Source organism: Clostridium sp. KNHs216, assembly GCF_006714885.1.
GTDB lineage: Bacteria > Bacillota > Clostridia > Oscillospirales > Acutalibacteraceae > Caproiciproducens.
This window is the reverse complement of sequence record NZ_VFMF01000001.1, coordinates 2,888,050-2,912,677: the sequence shown is the minus strand read 5'-3', so window position 1 is coordinate 2,912,677 and position 24,628 is coordinate 2,888,050. Positions and strand designations below refer to the sequence as shown.

The 24,628-nt window shown below is 55.7% G+C and carries 24 protein-coding genes and 1 riboswitch; all 24 genes read right to left on the bottom strand.

The genetic code is table 11. The features are described 5' to 3' along the window. Position 1: 1 nt before the first annotated feature. Positions 2-637, bottom strand: a complete 636-nt coding sequence (locus tag LY85_RS14020) for a precorrin-8X methylmutase (RefSeq protein ID WP_141827146.1) — start codon at positions 635-637, stop codon at positions 2-4. After that, complete coding sequence (locus LY85_RS14015) at positions 630-1,670, bottom strand: histidinol-phosphate transaminase (RefSeq protein ID WP_141827145.1); 1,041 nt, start codon at positions 1,668-1,670, stop codon at positions 630-632. The genes LY85_RS14020 and LY85_RS14015 overlap by 8 nt, the downstream gene beginning before the upstream one ends. A 12-nt stretch (positions 1,671-1,682) precedes the next feature. Continuing rightward, a complete protein-coding gene (gene cbiB / locus LY85_RS14010) occupies positions 1,683-2,666 on the bottom strand; it encodes an adenosylcobinamide-phosphate synthase CbiB (protein ID WP_141827144.1) in 984 nt (327 codons plus the stop codon). Between the two features lie 11 nt (positions 2,667-2,677). Beyond that, positions 2,678-3,295, bottom strand: a complete 618-nt coding sequence (locus tag LY85_RS14005) for a histidine phosphatase family protein (RefSeq protein ID WP_141827143.1) — start codon at positions 3,293-3,295, stop codon at positions 2,678-2,680. Continuing rightward, complete coding sequence (locus tag LY85_RS14000) at positions 3,268-3,651, bottom strand: bifunctional adenosylcobinamide kinase/adenosylcobinamide-phosphate guanylyltransferase (protein ID WP_141827142.1); 384 nt, start codon at positions 3,649-3,651, stop codon at positions 3,268-3,270. The genes LY85_RS14005 and LY85_RS14000 overlap by 28 nt, the downstream gene beginning before the upstream one ends. 33 nt (positions 3,652-3,684) lie before the next feature. Continuing rightward, on the bottom strand, positions 3,685-4,455 hold the full coding sequence (locus LY85_RS13995; RefSeq protein WP_141827141.1) for an adenosylcobinamide-GDP ribazoletransferase: 771 nt from the start codon (positions 4,453-4,455) through the stop codon (positions 3,685-3,687). Positions 4,456-4,633: 178 nt separating this feature from the next. Beyond that, a complete protein-coding gene (locus LY85_RS13990; protein WP_141827140.1) occupies positions 4,634-5,170 on the bottom strand; it encodes a bifunctional adenosylcobinamide kinase/adenosylcobinamide-phosphate guanylyltransferase in 537 nt (178 codons plus the stop codon). 99 nt (positions 5,171-5,269) lie between these two features. Further along, the gene (gene cobT, locus LY85_RS13985; RefSeq protein WP_141827139.1) at positions 5,270-6,331 is read right to left on the bottom strand and encodes a nicotinate-nucleotide--dimethylbenzimidazole phosphoribosyltransferase; all 1,062 of its coding nucleotides are present in this window, start codon (positions 6,329-6,331) and stop codon (positions 5,270-5,272) included. After that, positions 6,309-7,832, bottom strand: coding sequence for a cobyric acid synthase (locus LY85_RS13980; RefSeq protein WP_141827138.1), 1,524 nt, complete (start codon positions 7,830-7,832; stop codon positions 6,309-6,311). Before LY85_RS13980 ends, cobT begins: the two co-directional genes overlap by 23 nt. Before the next feature lie 90 nt (positions 7,833-7,922). Beyond that, positions 7,923-8,116, bottom strand: a riboswitch (cobalamin riboswitch). Positions 8,117-8,257: 141 nt separating this feature from the next. Then, the gene (locus LY85_RS13975; protein ID WP_141827137.1) at positions 8,258-9,028 is read right to left on the bottom strand and encodes a class I SAM-dependent methyltransferase; all 771 of its coding nucleotides are present in this window, start codon (positions 9,026-9,028) and stop codon (positions 8,258-8,260) included. Positions 9,029-9,112: 84 nt separating this feature from the next. After that, complete coding sequence (locus LY85_RS13970) at positions 9,113-9,649, bottom strand: GNAT family N-acetyltransferase (RefSeq protein WP_141827136.1); 537 nt, start codon at positions 9,647-9,649, stop codon at positions 9,113-9,115. Between the two features lie 135 nt (positions 9,650-9,784). Continuing rightward, positions 9,785-10,579 carry a tryptophan synthase subunit alpha gene (gene trpA, locus LY85_RS13965; RefSeq protein ID WP_141827135.1) on the bottom strand — a complete coding sequence of 265 codons (795 nt, stop codon included), beginning with the start codon at positions 10,577-10,579 and terminating at the stop codon, positions 9,785-9,787. Then, positions 10,576-11,760, bottom strand: a complete 1,185-nt coding sequence (gene trpB / locus LY85_RS13960) for a tryptophan synthase subunit beta (protein WP_141827134.1) — start codon at positions 11,758-11,760, stop codon at positions 10,576-10,578. The genes trpA and trpB overlap by 4 nt, the downstream gene beginning before the upstream one ends. Before the next feature lie 38 nt (positions 11,761-11,798). Next, positions 11,799-12,416, bottom strand: a complete 618-nt coding sequence (locus LY85_RS13955; RefSeq protein ID WP_141827133.1) for a phosphoribosylanthranilate isomerase — start codon at positions 12,414-12,416, stop codon at positions 11,799-11,801. Further along, positions 12,413-13,195 (bottom strand): indole-3-glycerol phosphate synthase TrpC, encoded by a 783-nt coding sequence (trpC, locus tag LY85_RS13950; RefSeq protein ID WP_141827132.1) that lies wholly within the window; start codon positions 13,193-13,195, stop codon positions 12,413-12,415. The genes LY85_RS13955 and trpC overlap by 4 nt, the downstream gene beginning before the upstream one ends. Then, entirely contained in the window at positions 13,192-14,214 is a 1,023-nt protein-coding gene (trpD, locus tag LY85_RS13945; RefSeq protein ID WP_141827131.1) for an anthranilate phosphoribosyltransferase, read from the bottom strand. The genes trpC and trpD overlap by 4 nt, the downstream gene beginning before the upstream one ends. Before the next feature lie 14 nt (positions 14,215-14,228). After that, positions 14,229-14,795, bottom strand: coding sequence for an aminodeoxychorismate/anthranilate synthase component II (locus LY85_RS13940; protein WP_141827130.1), 567 nt, complete (start codon positions 14,793-14,795; stop codon positions 14,229-14,231). Next, the gene (trpE, locus tag LY85_RS13935) at positions 14,776-16,266 is read right to left on the bottom strand and encodes an anthranilate synthase component I (protein ID WP_141827129.1); all 1,491 of its coding nucleotides are present in this window, start codon (positions 16,264-16,266) and stop codon (positions 14,776-14,778) included. Before trpE ends, LY85_RS13940 begins: the two co-directional genes overlap by 20 nt. 398 nt (positions 16,267-16,664) lie before the next feature. Continuing rightward, complete coding sequence (locus LY85_RS13930) at positions 16,665-18,056, bottom strand: HlyD family efflux transporter periplasmic adaptor subunit (protein ID WP_141827128.1); 1,392 nt, start codon at positions 18,054-18,056, stop codon at positions 16,665-16,667. Positions 18,057-18,061: 5 nt separating this feature from the next. Next, on the bottom strand, positions 18,062-20,419 hold the full coding sequence (locus LY85_RS13925; protein WP_141827127.1) for an FtsX-like permease family protein: 2,358 nt from the start codon (positions 20,417-20,419) through the stop codon (positions 18,062-18,064). Continuing rightward, the gene (locus tag LY85_RS13920; RefSeq protein ID WP_038322489.1) at positions 20,413-21,117 is read right to left on the bottom strand and encodes an ABC transporter ATP-binding protein; all 705 of its coding nucleotides are present in this window, start codon (positions 21,115-21,117) and stop codon (positions 20,413-20,415) included. The genes LY85_RS13925 and LY85_RS13920 overlap by 7 nt, the downstream gene beginning before the upstream one ends. 34 nt (positions 21,118-21,151) lie before the next feature. Beyond that, complete coding sequence (locus LY85_RS13915) at positions 21,152-21,790, bottom strand: TetR/AcrR family transcriptional regulator (protein ID WP_141827126.1); 639 nt, start codon at positions 21,788-21,790, stop codon at positions 21,152-21,154. Positions 21,791-21,991: 201 nt separating this feature from the next. Continuing rightward, positions 21,992-23,383, bottom strand: a complete 1,392-nt coding sequence (locus LY85_RS13910) for a UDP-glucose/GDP-mannose dehydrogenase family protein (RefSeq protein WP_141827125.1) — start codon at positions 23,381-23,383, stop codon at positions 21,992-21,994. A gap of 64 nt (positions 23,384-23,447) precedes the next feature. Further along, complete coding sequence (locus tag LY85_RS13905) at positions 23,448-24,608, bottom strand: glycosyltransferase family 1 protein (RefSeq protein WP_141827124.1); 1,161 nt, start codon at positions 24,606-24,608, stop codon at positions 23,448-23,450. Positions 24,609-24,628: the final 20 nt, after the last annotated feature.

Genomic DNA, 24,628 nt, shown 5'->3' with positions numbered 1-24,628 from the left:
CTTATCTCCCCAGCTCGTAAAGAATCGCGTTGCAGACAGCCGCCGCCACATTGCTGCCGCCCTTCCTGCCGCGGTTTACGATAAAAGGCACCTCCGTCCCCAAAATCAGCTCCTTTGCCGCCTCCACGTTGACGAAACCGACGGGAACCCCGATGATAAACGCCGGGCGGAAGGTGCCGTCGGTCATCATTTCATAGAGCCGGATCAGCGCCGTCGGCGCGTTGCCGATGGCAAAGATCACCGGCTTTTCGATTTTAGCCGCCATTTCCATGCTGACCGCCGCACGGGTAATCCGCCGCCGCTTCGCCAGCTCGGCGACCTCTTTTTCCGCCATAAAGCAATGGACGCTGCCGCCGTAACGGGCCAGTACGGTTTTGTTGATTCCGGCCAGCCCCATATTGGTGTCCGTCACAATATCGGCGCCGTTTTGAATCAGCTCCTTCGCTTTTTCCACCGCTCCCGGCGAAAAGGTAAGCGTGTTTGCGTACTCAAAGTCCGCGCTGGTGTGGATGACGCGTTTGATCACCATTTCCTGCTCCGGCTTTAATTCAATTTTTCGCTCGCGCAGTTCCCTTGAAATGATTGCGAAGCTGCGTTTTTCAATTTCCTCCGGCAGTACAAATTCGATTTCATCCATTCTGTTTCACCAGCTTTTCGATCTCCCGAATCAACGTTTCATTTTCCCCGTGCTGTTTTACCGCAATACGGTAGTACCCTTTGTGCAAGCCCCTGTAACTGCCGCAGTCGCGAATCAGAATTTCCTTTTCCAAAAGCAGGTCATAGAGCGGCACAGGGGTATCAAACAATAGATAACCCGCCGCCGACGGATACACCCGGAACCCCAGCCGCCTGAGCTCCCCGCTGAGATATTCCCTTTCCGTTTTTACAAACCGGACGGTCTTTTCCAGATATTCCTTTTCCCGGCACGCCGCCGCGCCCGCGGCCTGCGCGAAAACGGACAGGTTCCATTCCGGCAGCTGATTTTTGATTCTTTCCGTTAATTCCCGGTCTCCGCAAAAGAGGTAGCCCAGCCGGACGCCCGGAATGGCAAAAATTTTGGTAAACGCGCGGACCACCACTACGTTTGGGTACTCTTGCAGCCGATTTTTGAACGAAAGCCGCTCCTCTTCGCCGGTGAATTCCAGAAAACATTCGTCCAGCACGACGGTAATCCGCTTCTCCCGGCAGACAGCCGCGATTTTTTTCAGCAGCGTGCCGTCAAGCAGGTTTCCCACCGGATTGTTGGGGTTGGCGAGAAACAGCAAATCCGTGTCCCCGGTCAGCTGCTCCAGAAGCCCTTCGTCCAAAGCAAACCCCGCGCTTTCCTTCATTTCGTAATAACTGATTTCCGCGTCCGACGCCAGAGCCGCTTTTTCGTACCCGGAGAAAGACGGAACCGGGATGACGATTCGTTTGGGCCTGACGGCGTGAATGATGGCAAGGAACAATTCCGACGCGCCGTTTCCGAAAAGGAGGTGCTCCGTACCGACCCCCGTTATTTGGGAAACGCTTTCCGCCAGCTTTTCCGCCCGGATGTCCGGATACTGTTCGCAGTGCCTGACCGCTTCGTGCAGCGCTTTTTTTACAGAATCGGGAATTCCAAGGGGATTGCTGTTGACCGAAAAATCGATACGGACCTGATTCCGATAAATATCACCGCCGTGAATCATAAACTCCTCCTATTAAAAAACAAAATCGGCAAGAAACAGAAGCGCCAGACAGACGCCTTCGCAAAGGCCCGCCGTAAGATAAAGCAGGCGGTTGGCCCGGACGATGTCCTCGTACTCCACCGCCCTGAGCGCGTCCCCGAGAAACGGCTTTTTGACCAGCTTGCCGAAATAGCTGGCGTCCCCCGCAAGGCGGATGCCCAGCGCCCCGGCGCAGACGGCTTCTGTATGGGCGGCGTTGGGACTCTTGTGTTTCCTTCTGTCCCGTTTGTAAATTCTCCAAGCGTCTTTCCCGTGATACTCCCTTCCGGCAAGGCTACAGGCGGCTGTCATCAAAACCGCGCTGATTCTTGCGGGCAGGAAGTTCACCGCGTCGTCCAGCTTGGCAGCGGCCCTGCCGAAAAACGAATACCGGTCATTCTGATATCCCACCATGGAATCCATGGTATTGACGGCCTTATAGAAAAAGCCGAGGACCGGCCCGCCAAGGGCAAGAAAAAGCATCGGCGCGATCACGCCGTCCGAGGTGTTTTCCGCCACCGTTTCGATGGCGGCTTTGGCGACCCCGGTTTCGTCCAGCGCCGCCGTGTCGCGCCCCACGATCATAGACACCGCGCGCCGCGCACCCGGCAGATCGTTTTCCTTCAGCTTCGTGTAAACCTTCATGCTCTCCTGCTTCAGGCATTTGGTTGCAAGCACCTGATAGGTCATGACGCTTTCCACCGCGATTCCAAAAACGGTGGAAAACCGGTAGGCAAAATGCAGAATCAGAGCCGATGCCGCAACGGTCGCGGTCAGGACCAGAAGCACCAGCAGGATTCCCCTGCGAAATTCCCTTTTCCCGTCTCTTTCCAGCCCGTCAAGCTTCCCCAGCAGCACGCCGTCCAATTTAGCGATCAGCTTTCCGATCAGCCGGACGGGGTGGGGAAGCCAGTGCGGGTCGCCCAGCAGCAGGTCCAATAAAAACCCGGCAAAGAAAGCAGTGATATGATTGATCATTGTTCCATCCTCTACAATTTCCTTATCCATTCCAGTGAAAAACAGTCGGCACCGGAGAAGGACAGGCGGCAAAGACAGCCTTCTCCGTTTTTGCACTGATAATCAAAATAATCCCCGCCGCAAAAGGTGCTCAGCAGCGCCATGACGGTTCCGCCATGCACCACGGCGGCAGCGGAGGCCGGAAGGCTTTCTGCCTTTCCAAGTTCCCCTACCGCCTGACCCAATCCCCGGCGGCACCTTGCAAGAAAGTCCTGCCTGCTTTCTCCGCCGGGAAAAGGCAGTTTTCCGCTGCTGTCTATCCACGCCTGATACTCCGCGTTTCCGCTCAGCTCCCGGTAATTCTTTCCTTCAAAGCGCCCGAAATCCATTTCCCGCCATTCTTCCACCACAATCGGATTCGTACAGCCGTAAAGAAGCTCCGCGGTCTGTAGACACCGTCCCATCGGGCTGGAAAAAACGACGTCGGCCTGCGGGTATTTTCCCGACTGCCTGTTTTGCAGCAGCTTTTCCTTTCCCGTATCGGATAAATCCTCTTCGGTTTGTCCAAGGTACCGGCCCAGCGCGTTGGACGGGGTCTCCCCGTGGCGGATCAGCGCCAGGATTATTTGATTTTCTGTCCGATTCCGCATACAATCCGCTCCACCCTGTCCGCTTTTTCCGCCAGCCCGCAGAGGATTCTTCCCAGACGCTCCCGGTATTCCCTTTCCCCGGCGTCCGTGGGGACGATTCCGTTCCCAACTTCGTCGCTGATCACAATCACTCCGGGGTTGTGCGCCAGGATTTCCCGAACCCGGTCCTCGGGGGATTTGCCTTCCTTTAAAAGGGCTTTGACCAGAATATGAAAATGGTTGATAACCGCGGCCCCCGTTTCAGCGCAGTCCGGCACAGACGCCACGGGATCGTATACTCTTTCGGGCGGGATGCCCGTCTTTTTCAGCACATAAGTCAGTTTCCCCTGTGCGTATCCTCCAATGTAAAGCTCCATGTCCTTCCCTCTTTCGGTGTTGATTCGTAAAATCTAAACCAGCCCGGCGATACAGCAGATCGCCGCGGCCGCCGCGTTGACCCCCTCGCAGACCGTCACAAAATAGCCGCAGGTGTCCCCGGTAATGCCCCCAAGCTCCCGAAAGCAGCGGCGGCGCCAGTAAAAAAAGGTCAGCAGCGCTCCCGCCGCAACGGCAATCCCCGTCCACAGCGACAGCCACAGCATTGCCGCCAAACAGAGCAGCAGCTGAAGGTACAGGGAAACTTTCACCGCTTTTTCATGGGCCTTGCTGGAAAACAGGTATAAAAGCCCTTCGTTTTTTGCGTTCGGAAAGGTCACTACTCCAATTCCGCTCAGCGTACGGGAGAGAAAAAATCCCGCGCCCGCCACTGCCAGAGCCTTTGGCTGATCAATTGCGGAATACGCCCCGAAATAAAGCAGGGTATAAATAACCAGCTGTATCACAGAAAACGCGCCGATGTGGGAATCCTTCAGGATTTCCAGTTTCTTTTCCCGGCTTTGATAGGAATGGAACGCGTCCATCGTATCCATGAAGCCGTCCACATGAAACCCGCCGGATACCAGGATCGGGATCGCCGTCCCGACAGCCGCGTACAGCACCGTACCCAGCCCCAAAGAGCGGCAGAGCGTCCCCCACAAAACCGTGAGGACGCCGATCACGGCCCCGACCCACGGAAAAAAGCAGAGGACATATTTCATATCCCGGTCCTCCCACTCCAGCTGCGGGACCGGGATCTTGGAATAAATGGAAAAGGAAATCATCAGTGATCTTAAAACAGGCATCTTTTTTCTCCCATCCTAGAGCGTGTATGCAAACTCCAAAATTTAGTCTATTTCTACTGAGAAGGGTTCCTTCGTCGTCAAAAATGCTTCGAATACGGAAAGTATTCGTGAGCTTTTTTCCTTGAAGTCCCTCCTTTTCAGCGAAATATCCGTCGTTTTTCCGATTTGCATACACGCTCTACGGCAGTTCTCCTTTGATTGGGACCGGAATCCCGACCACCACTTCCGTCACCGCGTCCGCCCGGGCGGTAATAAACGCATTGGCCCTGCCGAGCGCTTCCATATAAGCCCGCGTTGTTTCTTCATAGGGAATGCCGTCCTCAAAGACGTTGTTGGTGACGATCACTAGGTGCTCCGTATGCTCCGCAAGGGAACAAAGCTCCGCGCAGAGCTGATCCGCAGCCTCTTTCTCCCGCCGGATTTCTTTTGAAGCAAACATTTCATTGGCCACAAGATTCGACAGGCATTCAAGCAGCACCGTTCCTTTTCCCCGGTTCATCCGGGCCAGAGAGATACCGGTCGGCTGTTCAATGGTCAGGAATCCCTTTCCCGCCCGCAGGCCGCGGTGCCTGTCCACCTTTTTTCTGCCCTCGCCGTCGTAAACCTTCATGGTCGCCAGATAATACAGCGGCCCTTTCCCGGCAAGCGAAACCGCCGTTTTTTCCGCGTACGCGGATTTGCCGCTGCCGCTGCCGCCTGTAATCAATACCATCATTTTCGCTCCCTGCCGTCATGCGGCGCCGTATATTTCTCAGTTTGCAGACAAATTGCGCCGTGATTTTGCGGCTGCGCGACTTTACCGTCAGTCTCAAGACTATTCATACCGAACATATTGCTCCGTGCTGATATCATGAAAGGTGGTCTGGTCTTCATATACGGAAAGCGCGACGTCCAGAAGGGCAAACATCATCACCGCGCCCGTTCCTTCCCCCAGAGCCAATCCGGCGTCTATGACCGGATGGACCCCGAGCTCCTCAAAAATCCTTTTTGCCGCGGGTTCCCTGCTGATGTGGGACGGGATAATGTATTCCCTTACCCCGGGAACAAGGCGTTCCGCCGTCAGCGCCGCCACCGCGCTGATGACTCCGTCGACAACAACGGGAATATGATAAAGAGCCCCCCCGATAAAAACGCCGACGAGCCCCGCGATGTCGTATCCCCCGACGGTTGCCAGAATCCGCAGCGCTTCGTCTTTTTGGAACCGGTATCTTTCCAGCGCCCGCCTGACCACTTCCTGTTTATGTTCCAGCTTTTCCCTGCTCAGGCCGGCGCCCTTTCCCGTGACCTCTTCGCCGCTGCATTGCAGCAGTGCCGCGGCCATCGCGCTGCTGGTCGTAGTATTGCCGATTCCCATTTCGCCGGTCGCCAGAATCCGGTACCCTTTCTCGCCGCATTCCGCCGCGAGCTCCATTCCCGCCGCGATCGCCTGTACGGCCTCCGCTTCCGACATCGCCGGTTCCTTCAGGAAATTTTTCGTTCCGGGGGCGACCTTGCGCTGAATCAGCCCCGGGATTTCTTCTTCACAGTTGATACCCATGTCCACCGGGAGCACGTCCGCCCCTACCCTTTTCGCCATCTTACAGACGGAGGTGGTTCCCAGAACCATGCTGGAAGCGACGGCGGCCGTCACCTCCTGACCGCACTGGCTCACCTGCTCCTCTACGATGCCGTTGTCCGCGCATAGGACGACCACGGCTTTTTTAGAAAGGTCAACCTGTACGGTTCCGGAAATCGCCCCGATCTGCGCAATGATCGCTTCAAACTGACCCAGCCCGTCCAGCGGCTTTGCAATTCCGTCCCAGATTTTCTTTACTTTCTGCCGGATTCTTTCGTCCGGCCTGTCGATTTTTAATTCAGCCAATGCTTCTTTTGTCATAGGTCCCTCCGTTTAAAATCCGGTAAATCCCGTGCAGATCGAGATGTTTTCTCAGCGTATTTGCAAGCTTGTCGTACTGGGATTCCTTAAAGGCCCCGTAGTCCATGGTCAGGCCGCTTTCCATGGAGAGGCCCTTCCTGTGGGCGAGCGCCCTCACGACAACGGACGCGATTTCCCCTTCGTCAAAGATTCCGTGTACATAGGTTCCATAAATATCCTCGCCGGAGATCCCATCCTTCTTTTCCCCGCCGTCCAGCACATTGGTCAGGGAACACAGCGGCAAACAGCCCGGTTCCGCGCTGCTGACACCCATATGGATTTCATACCCCTTTATTTTCCTGCCGGACAACCCGGAGAAAATCCCCGGTACTTGTCCAAAGGCGCCCTCCACACGGGTACGAACCTTTTGAGTCTCCAGCTCGGTTTCCATGGGGAGCAGCTCCATCCCTCGAACCGCGCCGCCCTCTTCCACTTCGTAAGGGTCCGAAACGGTGCGGCCAAGCATCTGATATCCGCCGCAGATGCCAAAGATCACGCTTTCGCCCTTCCTCTTTTTGACCGCCGCTTCCAGCCCGTTCTGCCGCATCCATTTCAAGTCGCCCATCGTATTCTTACTGCCCGGCAGAAGAATCATATCCGGACGGTGCAGCTGAGCGGCGGAATCCACGTAGCGGACGGAAACACCCTCGATCCGCTCAAAGACAGAAAAATCCGTAAAATTGGAAATCCGGGGAAAACGGATGACGGCGATGTCGATCTGTGCTTCTTCACGCTTATCAAACCGCCCGGTCAGGCTGTCCTCATCCTCCACCGAAATCTCCATATAAGGAACGACCCCGGCGACCGGCACGCCGCTTTTTTCCTCCAGCATACGGATTCCCGGGTCAAGAATCGAAGGGTCGCCCCGGAATTTATTGATGATCAGGCCCTTTACCCTTGCCTTTTCATGGTCTTCCAAAAGCATCAGGGTGCCGAGCAGCTGGGCAAAGACGCCGCCCCGGTCGATGTCCCCGACCAGAAGCACCGGGGCATCCAGCATTTCGGCCAGCCCCATATTGACGATATCATTTTCTTTCAGGTTGATTTCCGCCGGACTGCCCGCGCCCTCTACAAGAATGATGTCCGCCTGCTTTTCCAGCTCGTGAAACGCCCTTTTGATATTTGGGATCAGCTTCGTTTTATAGGCGAAGTATTCTTTCGCGCTCATATTGCCGATGACTTCCCCGTTGACGATCACCTGGGAGCCGGTGTCGTTGGTGGGTTTTAACAGAATGGGGTTCATCAGAACGGACGGCTTGATTCCCGCCGCTTCCGCCTGCATGACCTGCGCCCTGCCCATTTCCAGCCCTTCGTCCGTAATATAGGAATTCAGCGCCATATTCTGGGATTTAAAGGGAGCGACGCGGTACCCGTCCTGCTTCAGGATTCTGCACAGGCCGGCTGTAAGCAGGCTTTTCCCCGCGTTCGACATCGTCCCCTGAATCATCAATACTTTCGCCACAATAAAAATACCTCCATTGCCACAAAGGCATGGAGGTATCAAAAGGCAAGGTCAGACCTGCCTTATCCATTCCAGACCAGTTACTCGTGGCTGTAGTGCTCTGTTTAAGGCAGGTCTCCTGGCTGAAAGATCATCGTTTACGGCCGCCTTCCCAATTTCCAATCAGTGGCTTTTTGCCGCAGCTCCCTTATCACAGTGACGAGTTCGTACAGGACTTGCACCTGTTTCCCTTTTCATCAGAACAAGGCTTTCGCCTTTCTGACACCTTAAACCTATTTCATTTTTGATAGACTTTATTATAATATAATTCCGATCGTTTTACCAGTGTTTTTTACGAGATTGATGAGATGCCGTCATTGCCTGTTCTTCCCGGCCCTTGCAGTCAGATGCCCTTTATTGTTTCTTGCAGGAGACGATCCGCATCATCAGCTCCTCCGAATCCTTCCGAACCACACGACCGTTTGGTTGTGCACAAGGATTTTCCCATCCGCGGAAAAGCGGCTGGTGAGTTCTTTCAGTTCGTCACAATACGCAGGATAACCGGCATCGCCCGGGTTCGGGGAGAAGGAGGAAGAAATGCAACGGGATAAAAACTGCTCATTCGTATAAACCAAATCATGCGGAATGATTTTCTTCGTATATCCGGCCGTGAAGAAATCCGGCAATACGGATTCCACATACTCCGCGCCGTGATTGACGCCGGTAAAGGACGGGCAGAAACGCCTACAGATTTCGTGATGCGCTTTTGTGAATTCATCGTCATACGGACGGGCGTTGGTAACGATAAACACCCACCCGTCTTTTTTCAGAATCCGCCGACATTCCGCCAGAAACTTCGGGGTATTGAACCAGTGAAAAGCCGAAGCCACCGTAATCAGGTCCAGGCTGTTATCCGGCAGGCCGGTGTCCTCCGCCGGCGCGCCGACGGAATGAAAACCGCCGTAGCGGCAAAGCCCGGCTTCCGCCTTTCGCCTCATGGCTTCGGAAGCCTCCACACAATCGGTTTCGTAATTCCTTTTTAAGAGCTCCTCGGAAAAAATCCCTGTTCCGGAGCCAATATCGGCAATCCGTATGTTCTCCGACGGGGGAACGACGGAAGCAATCAGGTCAAAGACCTCCTGCGGATACCCCGGTCTCCCCAGTACATATTGATCCGCTTTGCTCTGAAAAAGCATGGAATTCGGGATTTCACCCATTTCGGTCACTCCTTCTGTAAATGATTACGCCTGTCCGGAACCCCGCAGCAGGCGGCAACAGCTGCAACGATTCGGCTCCCGGCATCAGCCGATCAAAAGTCCCATGCTCAGGGAATCGTAAAACACTCCGCCGACGCAAAGGTCTCTGGTGATGGTTCCTTCCTTTAAAAAGCCGTATTTTTCATACAGACTGACCGCCTTTTGATTATCCGCACGGGTCAGCAGATTGATTTTTCTGACGATTTGCGTCTGCTTTGCCCAGTCGATCAGGAATTCCAGAAGAAGGTTTCCGATTCCCAAGCCCCAATAATCTTTTCTGACGGCGATTCCCATCTCACCCGAGTGCCGTTTTCTGGCTCTGGCACCGCCGCTGAAAGTGACGAAACCCGCAATTTCTCCGCTGCACAAGGCGATGATAATCACCGAATTATCCTTCGCGTTTTCAGACGAAATGGCGTGTTCCTCCGTCTTTGCTGAAATTTCTATCTCATTTTCTCCGTACGAAAGGAAATCCGATTCTCCGCTGATGCACCTTTTAAATCGGGCCATTAATTCGGCATCCTCTGCAGCTGCTTCTCTGATGAAAAGCTCCGAACCGTTTTTCAGCGTTACTGTTTTCATTGATGTTTTACCCTTCCCTGTATGTTCTGATTTGTACTGCAGACAGGCCGTTCTTAAATGGCGCTATCCATATGACTCATTATACAATACCTGTCCATGACTTGAAAAGACAGCGAACTCAAATATCCGTCTGTTTTATTCCTGTGCACACGTTTCAACCCGGCCGACCGCTTCTTTCATAGCCCGCACATACTCCGCGACAAAGGGGAGGGCTTCCCTGCCGTGCTGCCCGATCAGCTTCACAATGGCGGAGCCGACGATAACGCCGTCGGCTGTTTTTGCCATCTGCGCCGCCTGTTCCGGCGTTGAGATTCCAAAGCCGACCGCCGCCGGGACGCTGCCGGATTCATGGACCAATTTTACCATGGAACCCACATCCGAGGTAATTTCGCTTCTCATGCCCGTGACCCCGAGAGAGGACACGCAGTAAACAAAACCCGAAGCTTCTTTTGCAATCTTTTTGATACGGTCGTTCGAGGTCGGGGCAACGAGGGAAATAAAATCAAGGCCGTGTTTTTGGCACACCGGGGCAAATTCCTCTTTTTCCTCAAAGGGCACGTCCGGAAGGATCACCCCATCCATCCCGATCCCGGCGGCGGTTTCCAAAAAGCGCTCGGTTCCGTAGGAAAACACCACGTTGGCATAGGTCATAAAAACCATAGGGACGCCGATGGTCTGCCTGACCCTGCGCACCATGTCAAAGATTTTGTCCGTCGTTGTGCCCGCGGCAAGCGCGCGCAGGTTTGCCTCCTGAATCACAGGGCCTTCCGCCGTAGGGTCGGAGAAGGGTATCCCCAGCTCGATAAGGTCGGCGCCGGCATCGGCGATCCCTTTGATAAGCTGTTCGGTAGCTTCCAGATCGGGGTCTCCGCAGGTCAGAAAGGCAATGAAGGCCTTCCCCTGTTCAAATGCTTTTTTGATACGGCTCATTCAAAAATCTCCTCCCCTTTGTACCGCGCGATGGCCGCGCAGTCCTTGTCGCCCCGCCCCGAAAGGTTGATCACGACAATTTTGTCCCGGCCCATTTGGGGCGCCAGCTTTCTGGCGTAAGCCACGGCATGGGCGCTTTCAATGGCGGGGATGATGCCCTCCGTACGGGAAAGGTACTCAAAGGCGTCCACGGCCTCGTCATCGGTGACGGCCACATACTCCGCCCGCCCGATATCATGAAGCCAGGCGTGTTCCGGACCGACACCCGGGTAGTCGAGTCCGGCGGAAATGGAATAGACCGGCGCGATCTGGCCGTATTCATCCTGACAGAAATAGGATTTCATCCCGTGAAAAATCCCCGGCTTCCCGGTCGTCATGGTCGCCGCCGTTTCAAAGGTATCGACGCCCCTTCCGGCCGCCTCGCATCCGATCAGGCGCACCGACGGGTCTTCGATAAAGTGATAGAAAGCGCCGATTGCGTTGGAGCCGCCGCCCACGCAGGCAAGCACCGCGTCGGGCAGGCGGCCTTCCTTTTCCATGAGCTGCTCCTTGATCTCTCTGGAGATCACCGCCTGAAAATCCCTCACGATGGTGGGAAACGGGTGCGGCCCCATCACCGACCCGAGGACATAATGGGTATCGGCGATCCGGCCCGTCCATTCCCGCATGGTTTCGGACACCGCATCCTTCAGGGTGCCCGTTCCGGAAGTGACCGGGTGGACCCGCGCCCCCAAAAGCCGCATCTTGTAGACGTTCAGCGCCTGTCTTTCGGTGTCCTCCTTTCCCATGAAAATTTCGCATTCCATGTCCATCAGCGCCGCCGCCGTCGCGGTCGCCACGCCGTGCTGACCGGCCCCGGTTTCGGCGATCACGCGCGTCTTGCCCATTTTCTTAGCCAAGAGGACCTGACCGAGCACGTTGTTGATTTTGTGCGCGCCGGTGTGATTCAGGTCCTCCCGCTTCAGATAAACCCTGGCCCCGCCCAAATCCTTCGTCATTTTCTCGGCGAAATAAAGGCGCGACGGTCTTCCGGCGTAATCGTTCAGAAGACCGGTAAGCTCCTCCTGAAACTGCGGGTCGCATTGATAGTGACGATAGGCTTCTTCCAATTCCATTACGGCGTTCATCAGCGTCTCCGGTATATACTGGCCGCCATGAATGCCAAATCTGCCTTTTGACATAGGTTCCTCCTTAAAAGAAGGGTTCAGCCCTTCTGTTTTCAGTATTCTTCCGTTGACTTTACCGCTTTCACCGCCGCCGCGATCTTATCCCGGTCCTTCAGGCCGTCCTTTTCCACGCCCGAGCTCAGATCGACCGCGTAAGGGTGAAACCGGGATACCACCTCGGGGATGTTCTGGGGCGTCAGCCCCCCCGCCAGGATAAACGGGCGGGAAAAGCTTTTGACCAGCGACCAGTCGAAGCATTCTCCGGTCCCGTAGCCGTTGTCCAAAAGCACCCTGTCGGCACAGCTGCGTTCAGCGGCCAGAAGGTCCTTTTCCGAGCGGACTTTGAACGCTTTCCAGATTTCAGCCTGCGGAAGCGTTTGCCTGAGCCTTTCGACAAAGAGGTCGTCCTCGCCTCCGTGGAGCTGGACAATTTCAATGGTCCTTTCACGGTAAAGCGCCGCGATCCGCTCCAGAGAAGCGTCCACAAACACCCCGGCGGTCCTGATTTCCGGGCGGATCGCCTCTCTCAGCTTCTGTGCCTCTTGGGGCGTTACGTTCCGGCGGCTTTTTTCATAAAATACAAATCCCGCGAAATCCGGCTGGGCGCTGTTGACAAATTCGGCGTCGCAGGGCCTGAAAAGGCCGCATATCTTGATCTTCGTCCTATTCATCCCGCCGCCCCCCGAAAAGCCGAGAGAAGGGCCTTCTTATCCTCCGCCCGCATCAGGGCCTCGCCGACCAGAACGGCGTCCGCCCCGATTTTTTTGAGGGCCGCCACATCGCCGGGCGAGCTTACACCCGATTCCGCGATAAACAGGGCGGAGGATGGAATTTGATTTCTCAGCTTCGCCGCGTTTGAAAAATCCACGGTAAAATCCTTCAGATTGCGGTTGTTGACCCCAATCAGGCGGGCCCCCGCCGACACCGCGGACTTCACTTCCTCTTCGTCGTGGGTCTCCACCAAGGCCGATATTCCCATCCCGTCACAGACGGCAAGGTACCGCGCCAGCGTTCGGGTATCGAGCAGGGAACAGATCAGAAGCACCGCGTCGGCTCCCATGCACCTTGCCTCATAGAGCTGATATTCGTCGACGGTAAAGTCCTTTCGGAGCATCGGAAGGGAAATTCCGCCGCGAATCTCACGGAATATCTGATCGGAACCTAAAAACCACTTCGGCTCGGTGAGGCAGGAAACGCAGTCCGCGCCCGCCCTTTCGTATTCCTGCGCGATTTCAAGATAAGGGAAATCCCGGGAAAGAACTCCTTTGGAGGGGGACGCCTTCTTGATCTCGCAGATAAAAGACAGCCTTGGGCCCTTCAAAGCATTTTCAAACCGGAAACCGCCCCTCGGAAGGCGGAGGGCCCGTTCCTTGATTTCCTCCGCGCCGACTGTTTCTTTGGCCCTTTGCACCCGCTGTTTCGCATAGGCCGCAAGCTCTTCTAAAATCAACTCACCTTCGCCTCCCTGTTGGATTCCCGGATGAATTCGTCCAGCTTCGCCTTCGCTTTCTTGCTGTCGATCAGCTCGGCGGCCAGACGGGCGCCGTCCTGCAGCGTTTCCGCCTTTCCGGCAAGGTACAGCGCGGCCCCGGCGTTCAAAAGGACCGCTTCGCGCTTCGCACCCTTTGCTCCATTTAAAATATCGAGGGTAATGCGCGCGTTTTCCTCCGGCGTTCCCCCCGTCAGGTCCGCTTTTGCGCAGGATCGGAAGCCGAAATCTTCCGGCGTGATCGTATATTTTCTGAACCGGCCGTCCTGAAATTCGCAGATATCCGTGGGAGAGGACATGGAGATTTCATCCAGCTTATCCCGCCCGTAAACCACCATGCCCCGCCTGATCCCGAGATTCGAGAGCACCCGGGCGAGCGGCTCGACCAGCGCCTCGGAGTAAACGCCCAGCAGCTGCAGGTTGGCCGAGGCCGGATTGGTCAGCGGGCCGAGAATATTGAAGATGGTGCGCACGCCCATCTCTTTCCGGACCGGCCCGACGTATTTCATGGACGAATGATAGCTCTGTGCGAAGAAAAAACAGATTCCGATCGTATCGAGCAGCTCCGCGCATTTTTCCGGAGTAAGGCTGATCTTCACGCCCAAAGCCTCCAGACAGTCTGCTGCGCCGCTTTGGGAGGAGGCCGCGCGGTTGCCGTGTTTGGCCACCTTCACCCCCGAGGAGGCGACAACGATGGAGGCGGTGGTCGATATATTGAAGGAGTTTGCGCCGTCCCCTCCCGTCCCGACGATTTCCAAAAGGTCGGAATCACAAACGACGGGCGTGGCGTGGGCACGCATCCCGGCGGCACAGGCGGTAATTTCCTCGATGGTCTCCCCCTTTGCGGACAGGGACGCGAGAAAAGCCGCCGTCTGCACCTGAGACGTATTTCCTGCCATGATTTCATCCATTACGGCAACGGCTTCGTCATAGGTCAGATTTTCTCTTTCAATCAGTTTTGCGGTTGCTTCCTTAATCATTGGTCAGACTCCTTTCACAAGTGAAGAAAATTTCGGATGATTTGAACGCCGTCCGGCGTCAGAATGGATTCGGGATGAAACTGTACGCCGAATATGGGGTATTCCCGGTGCATGACCCCCATCACCTCTCCGTCGTCCGTTTCGGCCGTAATCCGCAGGCACTCCGGAAGGGTGTCACGGACCGCCGCGAGGGAGTGATATCGCGCCGCCTGAATCCGACCGGGAAGCCCACTGAAAATCGGACAGCCGCCGTCAAGGGTCACCTCGGACGCCTTGCCGTGCATCAGCCGCTTTGCGTGGGAAACGGCCGCTCCGAACGCCTCGCAGATGGCCTGATGGCCGAGGCATACGCCCAGAAGCGGAATTTCTTTTCCCAGTTCTGCCGCGGCGGCGGTGCAGATACCCGCGTCCTTGGGATAGCCGGGTCCCGGCGACAAAATCATGTGGGAAGGACATAAATTTCTTACTTCTTCAACGGTCATTTCGTCGTTTCGGATCACCCGGATCTCCGGATTGACCGTCCCGACAAGCTGATAAAGGTTATAGGTAAAGCTGTCGTAGTTATCGATCAGCAAGATCATCCGTCATCCCTCCCTGTGCGACTTCCAGCGCCTTTACGACGGCTCTGGCTTTATTGATGCATTCCTGATACTCGTTTTCCGGCACACTGTCGGCCACAATCCCCGCGCCCGAACGGACAAACACCCGGCCGTTTTTCTGAAAGGCGAGCCGGATCGCGATGCAGGTGTCCAGATTCCCGGAAAAACCGATATAACCGATGGCTCCGCCGTAAATGCCCCGCTTGTTGTTTTCAAGCTCATGGATGATCTGACAGGCGCGGATTTTGGGAGCTCCGGAAAGGGTCCCTGCCGGAAGCACGGCCTCCACCGCGTCCACGGCGTCCCGGTCGGGCCGGATTTTTCCGGACACGGCGGACCCGATATGCATCACATGCGAGAAGCGTTCAATGCTCTTGTATTTTTCCACCCGCACGCTGCCAAAGCTGCTGATTTTCCCAATGTCGTTGCGCCCCAGATCGACCAGCATATTGTGCTCGGCGCATTCCTTCTCGTCGGCCAGAAGCTCCTCCTCCAGCCGTTTGTTTTCCTCCTCCGTTGCGCCGCGCGGCCGGGTCCCGGCCAGGGGGAAGGTTTTCAGCACACCGTTTTCCAGCTTCACAAGGGTTTCGGGAGAAGCCCCGGCAATCTCGATATCGTCGCTCGAGAAATAAAACAGATAAGGGGAAGGATTGATGGTCCGCAAAACACGGTAGGTATTCAGAAGGCTTCCTTCAAAATCCGCGTCCAGCCGGTTGGACAGTACGACCTGAAAAAGTTCCCCCTCACGGATATAGTCCTTCGCCTTCTCAACCATCGCGCAGTATTCCTCCCGGCTGAACAGCTCCCGGACCGGCGACGTCATCCTGCCCGGGATTTCGTTCCGGCAGGCGCCGTGAAGGATGAGCTCCCTTAAATTTTTAAGCTCCATCCCGGCCCGCTCGTATTCCCGGTCGATATCGTCACACCGGGCATTGACGATCAAAATAATTTTCTGCCGGAAATTATCAAAGGCAATCACCTTGTCGAAGAGCATGAGGTCGACGTCCCTGAAACCTTCCTCGTCCTTTGCGTCCAGCCAGAGAGAGGGCTCCGCATACTTGATGTAATCGTAAGAAAAGTAGCCGACCAGTCCGCCGGTGAAGGGCGGAAGATTTTCAAAGCGCGGGCTTTTGTTGTCCGCAAGCACCTGCCGGATCATCTCTTTGGGATGTTTCACATCCATCGTTACGGAGGAACCCGCCCGGATGACGAGCTTTCCGCCGGTGCAGGAAAGCTCCATGACCGGGTCAAACCCCAGGAACGTATACCTGCCCCATTTCCGGCTCTTCTCCACCGACTCGAGCAGATAGCAGTGACTGCTGACATTCTTGAGCTTTCGCAGAACCTCGATCGGGGTGATAACGTCGCTGTAAATTTCACAGCTGACGGGGAGAATTTTGTATTCTCCCGTTTTTGCGATTGTTTTTGCCTGTGTAAGGCTGGGAACCGCCATTTTCTGATCACGCCTTTCTTCTTAAAATCGGAAATTACGATCAGAGACGACAAAAAAGCCCGTCCCTGACAATTCTGTCAAGGACGAGCTTAAAACTCGCGGTGCCACCCTGATTCACGGTATCACAAACCGTGCGCTTAGCGGGATACCAACATATCCCCGGCAACTGACGTATGCCAACACGTCGCAGAATACTTGGCTTTCGCCTTTGACTGCGCCCTCTGCGGTCCATTTGATAATCTGTTTTCTGCCCGATTCTCATCATCGCGGGCTCTCTGTAAGAGCATGACTACCGTTATCTCCGCATCAACGGTTTTTCATTTAATTTTATTGAGAGTACCACAAATCCTGATTCCTGTCAACCCCCTTTTTACAGAAATCGGACGCCGGAAGCAATTTTATGATTGCGCTCGCTTTCCCTGCGCCAGGTTTTCGTTGTCGGCGTCGACGACCACCGCGTCGCCCGCGGAAAGGCCCTTCTCAATGATACAGCCGTCGCTGGTTTCGACCCCTTTGGTCACCTTCTGCACCGCCAGAACCCCGTTTTTCACAATCCAGACACAGTCGCCCCCATCTTTTTCAAACATGGCTGTTTTGGGCACGACCAAAGCGTTCTGACGGGTGTACACGGTAAACCGGACGTCGATATCGTAGCCGATTTCCAGCGCGTTTTCCTTCGGCTGGATAAGAGCCCGGATCTTGCGCTCTTCTACGCCGAGGGAGGACGTCTTGACCTGCGCTTCCCCCTCTATTTTCAGGACCTGACCTTTGATCGTTTTCTCTCCCATGCGTTTATCCAGCAGCAAATCCACCTGATCGCCCACCTTTACCCCGTCGATTTCCCTGACCGGAATAAAAGTCTCCACCACTTCTTCGGAGGAAATTTTGGCGACGGGCGCCTGCTGCTCCGCGATGTTCTTGTTCAGGACCGGCAGGTCGGTGATGACGCCGGCCACCGGTGCGTAAATGGTCGCCCTGCCCTTTTTTTCCGTCATCTGCGCGATGCTCAGCTTTGCCGCTTCGATCTGCGACTGATAATACTGCTGCATGCCGGAGGAATATCCTTTTTCCAGCAGCGCCGACGTGGATTCGATCTGGGTTTCCAGCGCGCTCTCCTGTGCCTGATACAGCTCCTCGGAGGGCTTCCCGCCCCGGAGCTGCTCCAAAACGAGCTGGCTTTGGTACAGGATGCTTCTGGCCTGATTATAAGCCTCTTTTGCCGTACGGATCGTCTCGTCGTCGAGATCCCGGACGTCTCTGTAATATTCGTGCGCCAGATCGGCGTTGCGCTGATTCATGTCCACAACGTTTGCCTGTACCTGAATCTGCTTTTCAATGGAGTGAGTGGTGTCCCCGCTTTTGGCCATTTCCGTGCGCAGGGTAGCCAGCTGGCCCTTCAGCGTTTCCAGCGTTACGGCGGCGTTGTCGTGCTCCTTCTGCTCCTGAAGCCCCAGATTCGCAATCTGCGCATTGTAGCCGCTGATGCTGCTCCGAAGCTGTTTAACCTGATAGGGATAGTCGGGGTCGTACACCTCGGCGATCACGTCGCCCTTTTTGACCGTCTGGCCTTTCTTCACATGTACGCCGAGGATTTCCCCGGACACCAGAGGATACAGGTCGTATTGATTGTCATAGGCATAATCGCCCTGCTCGGTAAAAGTCAGCGTCGCCGTTTCCGGGCGGAGCACCTCTGTTTCCACCTGCAGCGGAGCCGTCTTATATAGGTAGGCGCCCGCGCCCGCAGCAAGGACAACAAGCAGCAGAAGTACCAGTTTTACAATTTTCTTCAAAAGGCTCACTCCCTTTCCTTGAGAACTTCGACCATGTCGAACTTGGATATTCTTCTTCTTGCGAGACGGTTGGACAGCGCTACCGTCGCCGCACAGAGGACCGCCGCCGAAAGATAGCTTCCCAGCGGGGTGTTGAGAGGCATGGTAAACAGATCGCTGTCAATCGTAGTCGCCATGGCCTGCTTGATCATCCGCGTAAGCAGGATGCCCAGGGGCAGCGCGCCGAGCGACAGCACCCAGTATTCAAAGCTGACCACCTTCCCTATTTCCTTCGGATGCATCCCGAGGACCCGCATGGTGGCGTATTCCCTCTTCCGCTCGGAAAGGGAAATCGAGGCCGTGTTGGTAATAATAGCGAAAGCGATGATCATCCCGATTCCCTGCATCATTTCCATCAGTGAGGAATAAGTACGGAACATATCCATATAGCTTGCCTTGGCTTCCTCCTGATCGGTCATGGCGGCCACGTTTTTCGCGTCCGTCAGCTCCGCCTTGATCGCCTGCGGGTCCTTTGCGGACAGCAGGATGCTGTTGACCGTCGGCGGAATGTCCAGCGCGTTCCAGATGCCCTTCAGGCTGACGAACGCGGAGGAACCGGAGTTCGTGTGGACCACGCCCATTACCGGAAGCGGAATGTCCCTGTCGCCGGTATAAGGCGTGCGCACGGTAAGAACGTCCCCCCGCTTCGCCTGAAGCTTTTTGGCCAACGTGCTGCTGAGCAGGATTCCCTCCTTTGGCGGGCTGTGGTTCTGTTTGCTGTCGACGTCATAAATCCGGTAAAGTCCGGCGTCGTCGGGAAGCGCGGTCAGCGAAACGGCTTCCTGCAGATGCTCCCGGTGGAGCTCAGCCGGAAGCTCCAGAATCGCTTCGGCGCTGTCGACCCCTTTCAGGGCGTCAGCCGTCTCCAGGGCATCGGCCGCTCCGGTGGGCGTTTTCAGGGTGATTTTCAGGTCGTAGACCTCCACCTTTGTGAACTGGTCCAGCATCAGTGTTTTGAACATGTCGCCGTAAGAGGCCATAAACGCGGTGATGGCAAACGCAAAGGCCATGCCCGCCAGCACGAACGTGCTGCGGAATTTATTGCGGGTAATATTGCGCGACGCCATAAACCCGTAGGAGGTGAGAAGCTTCCGGATAAGCGGGAGCCGCGCGAAAAGATCGCTTTTCAACACCGGGGGCGACGGCGGGCGCATGGCTTCCCCGGGCTCCAGCCTGAGCACGCCCCTGACCCCCATAAACGCGCCGGCCAGCCCCGACAAGACGGCAATCAGCAGTCCCATCAATATGTAAAACGGGTCTGGCGGGACCTGAATGGCGGGCAAACTGAAATAATCCAGATACATCTGCGTCATTCCCCCGGTCATCACAAGCCCCAGCAGCACGCCTGCAACGCCGCCGACGGCCCCGGTAACCCCGCCGTAGGACAGGTAGTGCAGGACGATGGTCCAATTGGAAAAGCCGAAAGCTTTCAGGGTCCCGATCTGCATCCGCTCCTGCTCGATCATGCGCTTGAGCATGATGTACAGGATCAGGACGGCCATCACGATAAACACCGTCGGGATGCTGGCGCTCATACTTCCAAGCTGGTCGATTTCCTGCTGCAGCATCGCGTGGCTGGGCTGGTCCTTCCGCGCGGTCAGAGAACGCAGACCGTACGGTTCCAGCGCTTCGCGCAGCGGGGCCTCCACCTGCCGGAAGGTAGCCCCCTTTTCCAGAAGGAAGGACAGACGGTTGGCAATCCCCCGGCCGCTGCCCAGCGTTTCCAGATCGGCCGCCGGGACAAAGGCGAACCCGAACGCACTGTCGTCGGGAAGGAGCTGGCCCGTGTCCGGGATGACGTAAACGTATTCCGGGCTTTGGGCAATGCCTGTAATCTGACGCTCGATTTCCTGACCGTTCACGATCAGGCGGACGGTATCTCCGACCGCAAGTTTGTTTGCGGCGGCAAAGGTTTGCCCGATCAAAAGGCCGCCGCTTTCCGGAACCGTCCCCTTTGCCAGCACAAAATTGTTCAGCCGCTCGGGGTCTTCGGGGTCAAAGGAATTCAGCCTGAGCGTGACGATTTTGGTGTCGCTCAGCCCCATCACCCTGGCGTCCAGCGTGATGGAGGAGTCTATGCGGGAAATCCCTTTGATATCGGACAGATTCTTTACGGCGCCGGCCGGGATGGCGTCCACCGAGGCGAACCCGTCCGCAAACCGCTGCGACGCGTAAAACTGTTTCTGTGCGGAGGAAAGATTGACATAAAGCAGCTGATAGGAAACATAAACCATAATCCCCATCGCCAGAAGCACGATACAGGCAAAATAGGATTTTCGGCCGCGCCACACGCCCCGGACGGCCTGCTTCCAAAGTGTCACCATGCCACCTCCTCGGGCGCAACCGGGTTGGGGTTGCTCCGGTCGCCGGCGATCCGCCCGTCCTTTACAATCAGGACCCGGTCGGCGACTTCGGCGATTCCGGCGTTGTGCGTAATGATGACCACCGTCTTGCGGTAGCTTTCGTTGAAATCCTTCAGCAGATGAAGCACCTGAATTCCGGTGGATACGTCCAGCGCGCCGGTCGGTTCGTCGCAAAGCAAAATATCGGGATTTTTGGCGATCGCGCGGGCAATCGCCACGCGCTGCTGCTGCCCGCCGGAAAGCTGCGACGGAAAATGCCCGCCGCGCTCCGCCATATCGATCTGGGCAAGCAGCTTGCGCGGGTCGATCGGATGCGCCGCCATTTCCGAAGCCAGGGTGATATTCTCCAGCGCGGTAAGATTCTGCATGAGATTATAGAACTGGAATACGAACCCGACGGCGTTCCGGCGGTAATTTGTAAGACGCTTCTGGTTATAGCCGCTGATGTCCTGCCCGCGGTAAAGCACCTGACCCGCCGTAGGGACGTCGATTCCACCCATAATGTTTAAAATCGTACTTTTCCCGGAACCGGAAGGTCCGAGGATTACGACGAATTCCCCTTCGCCCACGGTGAAATCCACACCCTGCAGCGCATGTACCGTCACTTCGCCCATATGATATTCCTTTGTCAGGCCCTTGACCTGCAAAATCGTGTCCAAGCTCAGGATTCCCCCTCCAAATCAGAGCATCTGCTCACATTGATTTCCCCTTATCGGTATAAATGCCGTTCTTCAGGATATATTCCATATCGTCAAGAATCTGATCGATAAGTTCCTCATGAATCGTTTCGGCGTTCGTCGTTTTCAAGTAATAAGAAAGATACATTCCCAGGCTGATCAGAATAAAATTGAGCAAGCGCGGATTTACCTTCCCCGAAATCTCACCCTGCCCGATCTCGTGTTCAATAAAAGGGACATAAAACGAACTGGTGATGTCGGGATAGAGTTTCATGATTTTCTGATGCACCGGTTCTCCCTCAAGTTGTACGAAATCCGCCCCGATGCGCAGCAGCTCGGGGTTCTCCGTAAAGTCCCGAAACATCTGATGGGAAATCATCCTCAGAAATCCGGTGAGGGATAAATCCTCCAGCCGCCCTTTTTCCCTTTCGTAGACCGCAAGCTTCTTCCCGGCAATGATGGTGACAATATAAAGATAAAGATCGTCCTTATCCTCGAAATACTGGTAGAAGCTGCCTTTCGCAATCCCGGCCTCCTGCACCATTCTGGAGATATTGGCGCCTTTATAGCCCTGCTCCGCGAACTCTTTTACGGCGACGTTCAGAATCCACTTGCGTTTCTCCGCAGGAAGATTGAAGAAAGTCTGTTTCGGCATCAAATCCCTCCCTTTTCATTTGTTAGCCGTAGTGACTGTTCAGTCACATGACTGGCAAGTCACTTTGCCCCATCATTATATGACTTTCCCATTCTCTTTTCAAGAGGGAAAATAAAAAAACGAACCGGTTACGGAAAGGCCGCCTTTGAAGAGGCTGGGTCCGTGTAGGGTCCGTTTATCATACTCTAAGCAGAATCTGTGTTAGGCCTCATGGAATGTATGGAAATCCGGCGCAGCTCTTCGGGAATCGACCGGCAGATAAAGCACGCGGCCCGTTTGATCCGCCCAGCTTTCCGGCAGAACGCGGGGCCTGCCGACAGAGTCATAGACGATGCCCGCACCCTGAACGGCAGCCGGGCTGTAGCAGTTGCGCCCGTCGATCACGACCGGCCTTTTCATGTGCTCCGCGTATCCGGCGGGATTAAAATTCCGAACCTGCTCCCACTCCGTCAGAATCAGGCAGAGATGCGCATCCTGAATCGCTTCCCCGATCGTGCCGCAGCAGGTGATCTGATGAGGATACAGCCTTTTGATGCGTTCATACCCGGAGGGGTCCCACACGCGGACATCCGCCCCCTCCTGCAGCAGAACGGCAATATTCTGCAGAGACGGCGCGTCTCTCAGGTCGTCCGTATCCGGCTTGAAGGTGAGCCCCAAAACGGCGACCGACAATCCTTCCAGGTTCTGATAATACCGGCGGGCCTTTTTAATCAGCCGGATCTTCTGGTTTTCGTTCACTTCGATCGCGGCCTTGATCGTCTTGATCTCATAATCGTAGTATTTGGCCAGCCAGTGGAGCGCCTTGGTATCCTTCGGGAAGCAGGACCCTCCGTAGCCGATGCCCGCGCGCAGAAAATTCTTTCCGATGCGGCTGTCCGCCCCCATCCCGCGCGCGACCGTTTCCACGTCCGCCCCCACGATCTCGCACAGATTGGCGATTTCGTTGATATAGGAGATTTTCAGGGCCAGGAAGTCATTGGACGCATACTTGATCATTTCAGCCGTCTGCCGGTCGGTCACGATGATTTGTCCCTGATAACCGGCGTAAATGCTCCTGAGGATTTTCCCGCAATGCGTGCTTTCCACGCCGATGACGACCCGCGGACCGAACAGAAAATCGCGCACGGCGGTACCCTGCGATAAAAATTCCGGGTTGGAGGCAACTTCGATCGTAATGCCTCTTTTGGCCTCCGAAAAAAATAGCCGTTCCAATTTGCGGTTGGTCCCGATCGGCACGGTGGATTTGACAACGCAGACGCAGTCCCCGCACGCGGAGGCGGCGATCTGTTTGGCGACCGCAAAAACCTGCTTCAAATCTGCAAAGCCGTCCTCGCGTTCGGGCGTTCCGACACAGATAAAGGCGGCCTGCGCGCCGCGGCACGCTTCGCCGCAGTCGTCCGTGTAAGCCAGCTTTTCGGCACAGGTTTGCATCAATTCCTCCACGCCTTTTTCAAAAATGGGGGAACGCCCCGCCCTCAGAATGGAAAGCTTTTCCGTATCCGTCTCGACGCAGGTCACCTCATGCCCCCAATGCGCCAGACAAACGGCCGTGACCAGCCCCACATAGCCCGTTCCTATCACCGCTATTTTCATGCTGTCTCCTTCTCCTTGCCTGACTCGGCGTACAAGGCGTACAAAATCAGTTTCCGTAATTCGATCAGGATTTATGGATATCGGCCTGCCGGCGGGCGGGAAGAGAAAGCGCCGCCGATCCGTAGTGCAGCATCAGGGAGTCGAATATGGAATCCCAGCTTCTGCTTTTTGCCGTCTGAAGGGCCTGCTGACGAATCCGACCGCGCAGCTGGGGGTCCAGCAGGTCGAGGATGGCCCGCGAGAGGCTGCCGGAATCCCTATACCGGCATACGAACGCATTTTCGCCGTGTACCGTATAGTCCGTCACCCCTCCGGAGTCCGTACAGATGGGCGCAAGCCCGCTGGCCATGGCTTCCAGCAAAACATTCCCGAAGGTTTCGGTTCCGGACGGAAACACGAACGCGTCCGCGCTGGCATAGACCTGCGCCAGCTCCGCACCCCGCTTTTCGCCGGTAAAAACGACGTTCGGCAGTTTTAAGGACGCAATCTCCTTTAAAAAGGGCCCGTCTCCGGTAATCCAGAACTGCACCCGGTCGCCGTGGGTTTCATTGACGCCGCGGATGCTTTGCATCAAAACGTCGAGGCCCTTTTCCACCGAAACCCGCCCGACGTACAAAAACACGGTTTTGCCCCGGGCCCCAAGCCGTTCTCTCAGCTCCGACGAAAAATGGGAGGGGCTGAAACGGTCCAGGTCGATTCCGCGCGACCAGATGCCCAGATTTTTAAATCCCCGCCGCTTCATGGATTCCAGCGTATCGCGGGAAGGACACAGATTCACCAGCGCAAAGCTGTGGAACCATTTCATATAATGCCACAGGGCCTGGCTGAAATAGGTCAGATGGTAAAAATGAAGATATTTGTCAAAATTGGTATGGTAAGACATCACGACCGGAATCCCCAGCGCCTCTGCCGCGCGCAGCCCGACCAGACCCATACTCAGTTCGGTTACGATATGTACCACATCCGGGGCAAAATCCGCAAGAAGGCCGGTTATCTTTTCCAGCGGCGCAAACGCGATCCGGCACTCCGGATAGATGATCGGGCAAAAGCCTTTAAACCTCGTCACCGGCAGGCCCGCACACTCGTCGGAATCGAAGCCGTAATCGGGAGCAAAAAAGACGTGCTCGATCTTTCTGGCCTGCAGATACCGACTCAAATAGGACAACGTGTTGGAAACCCCGTTGACCTGCGGGTAAAAAGTATCCGTAAAAAATGCAATCCGCAACTTTTCCGCCCCTTTCCTGC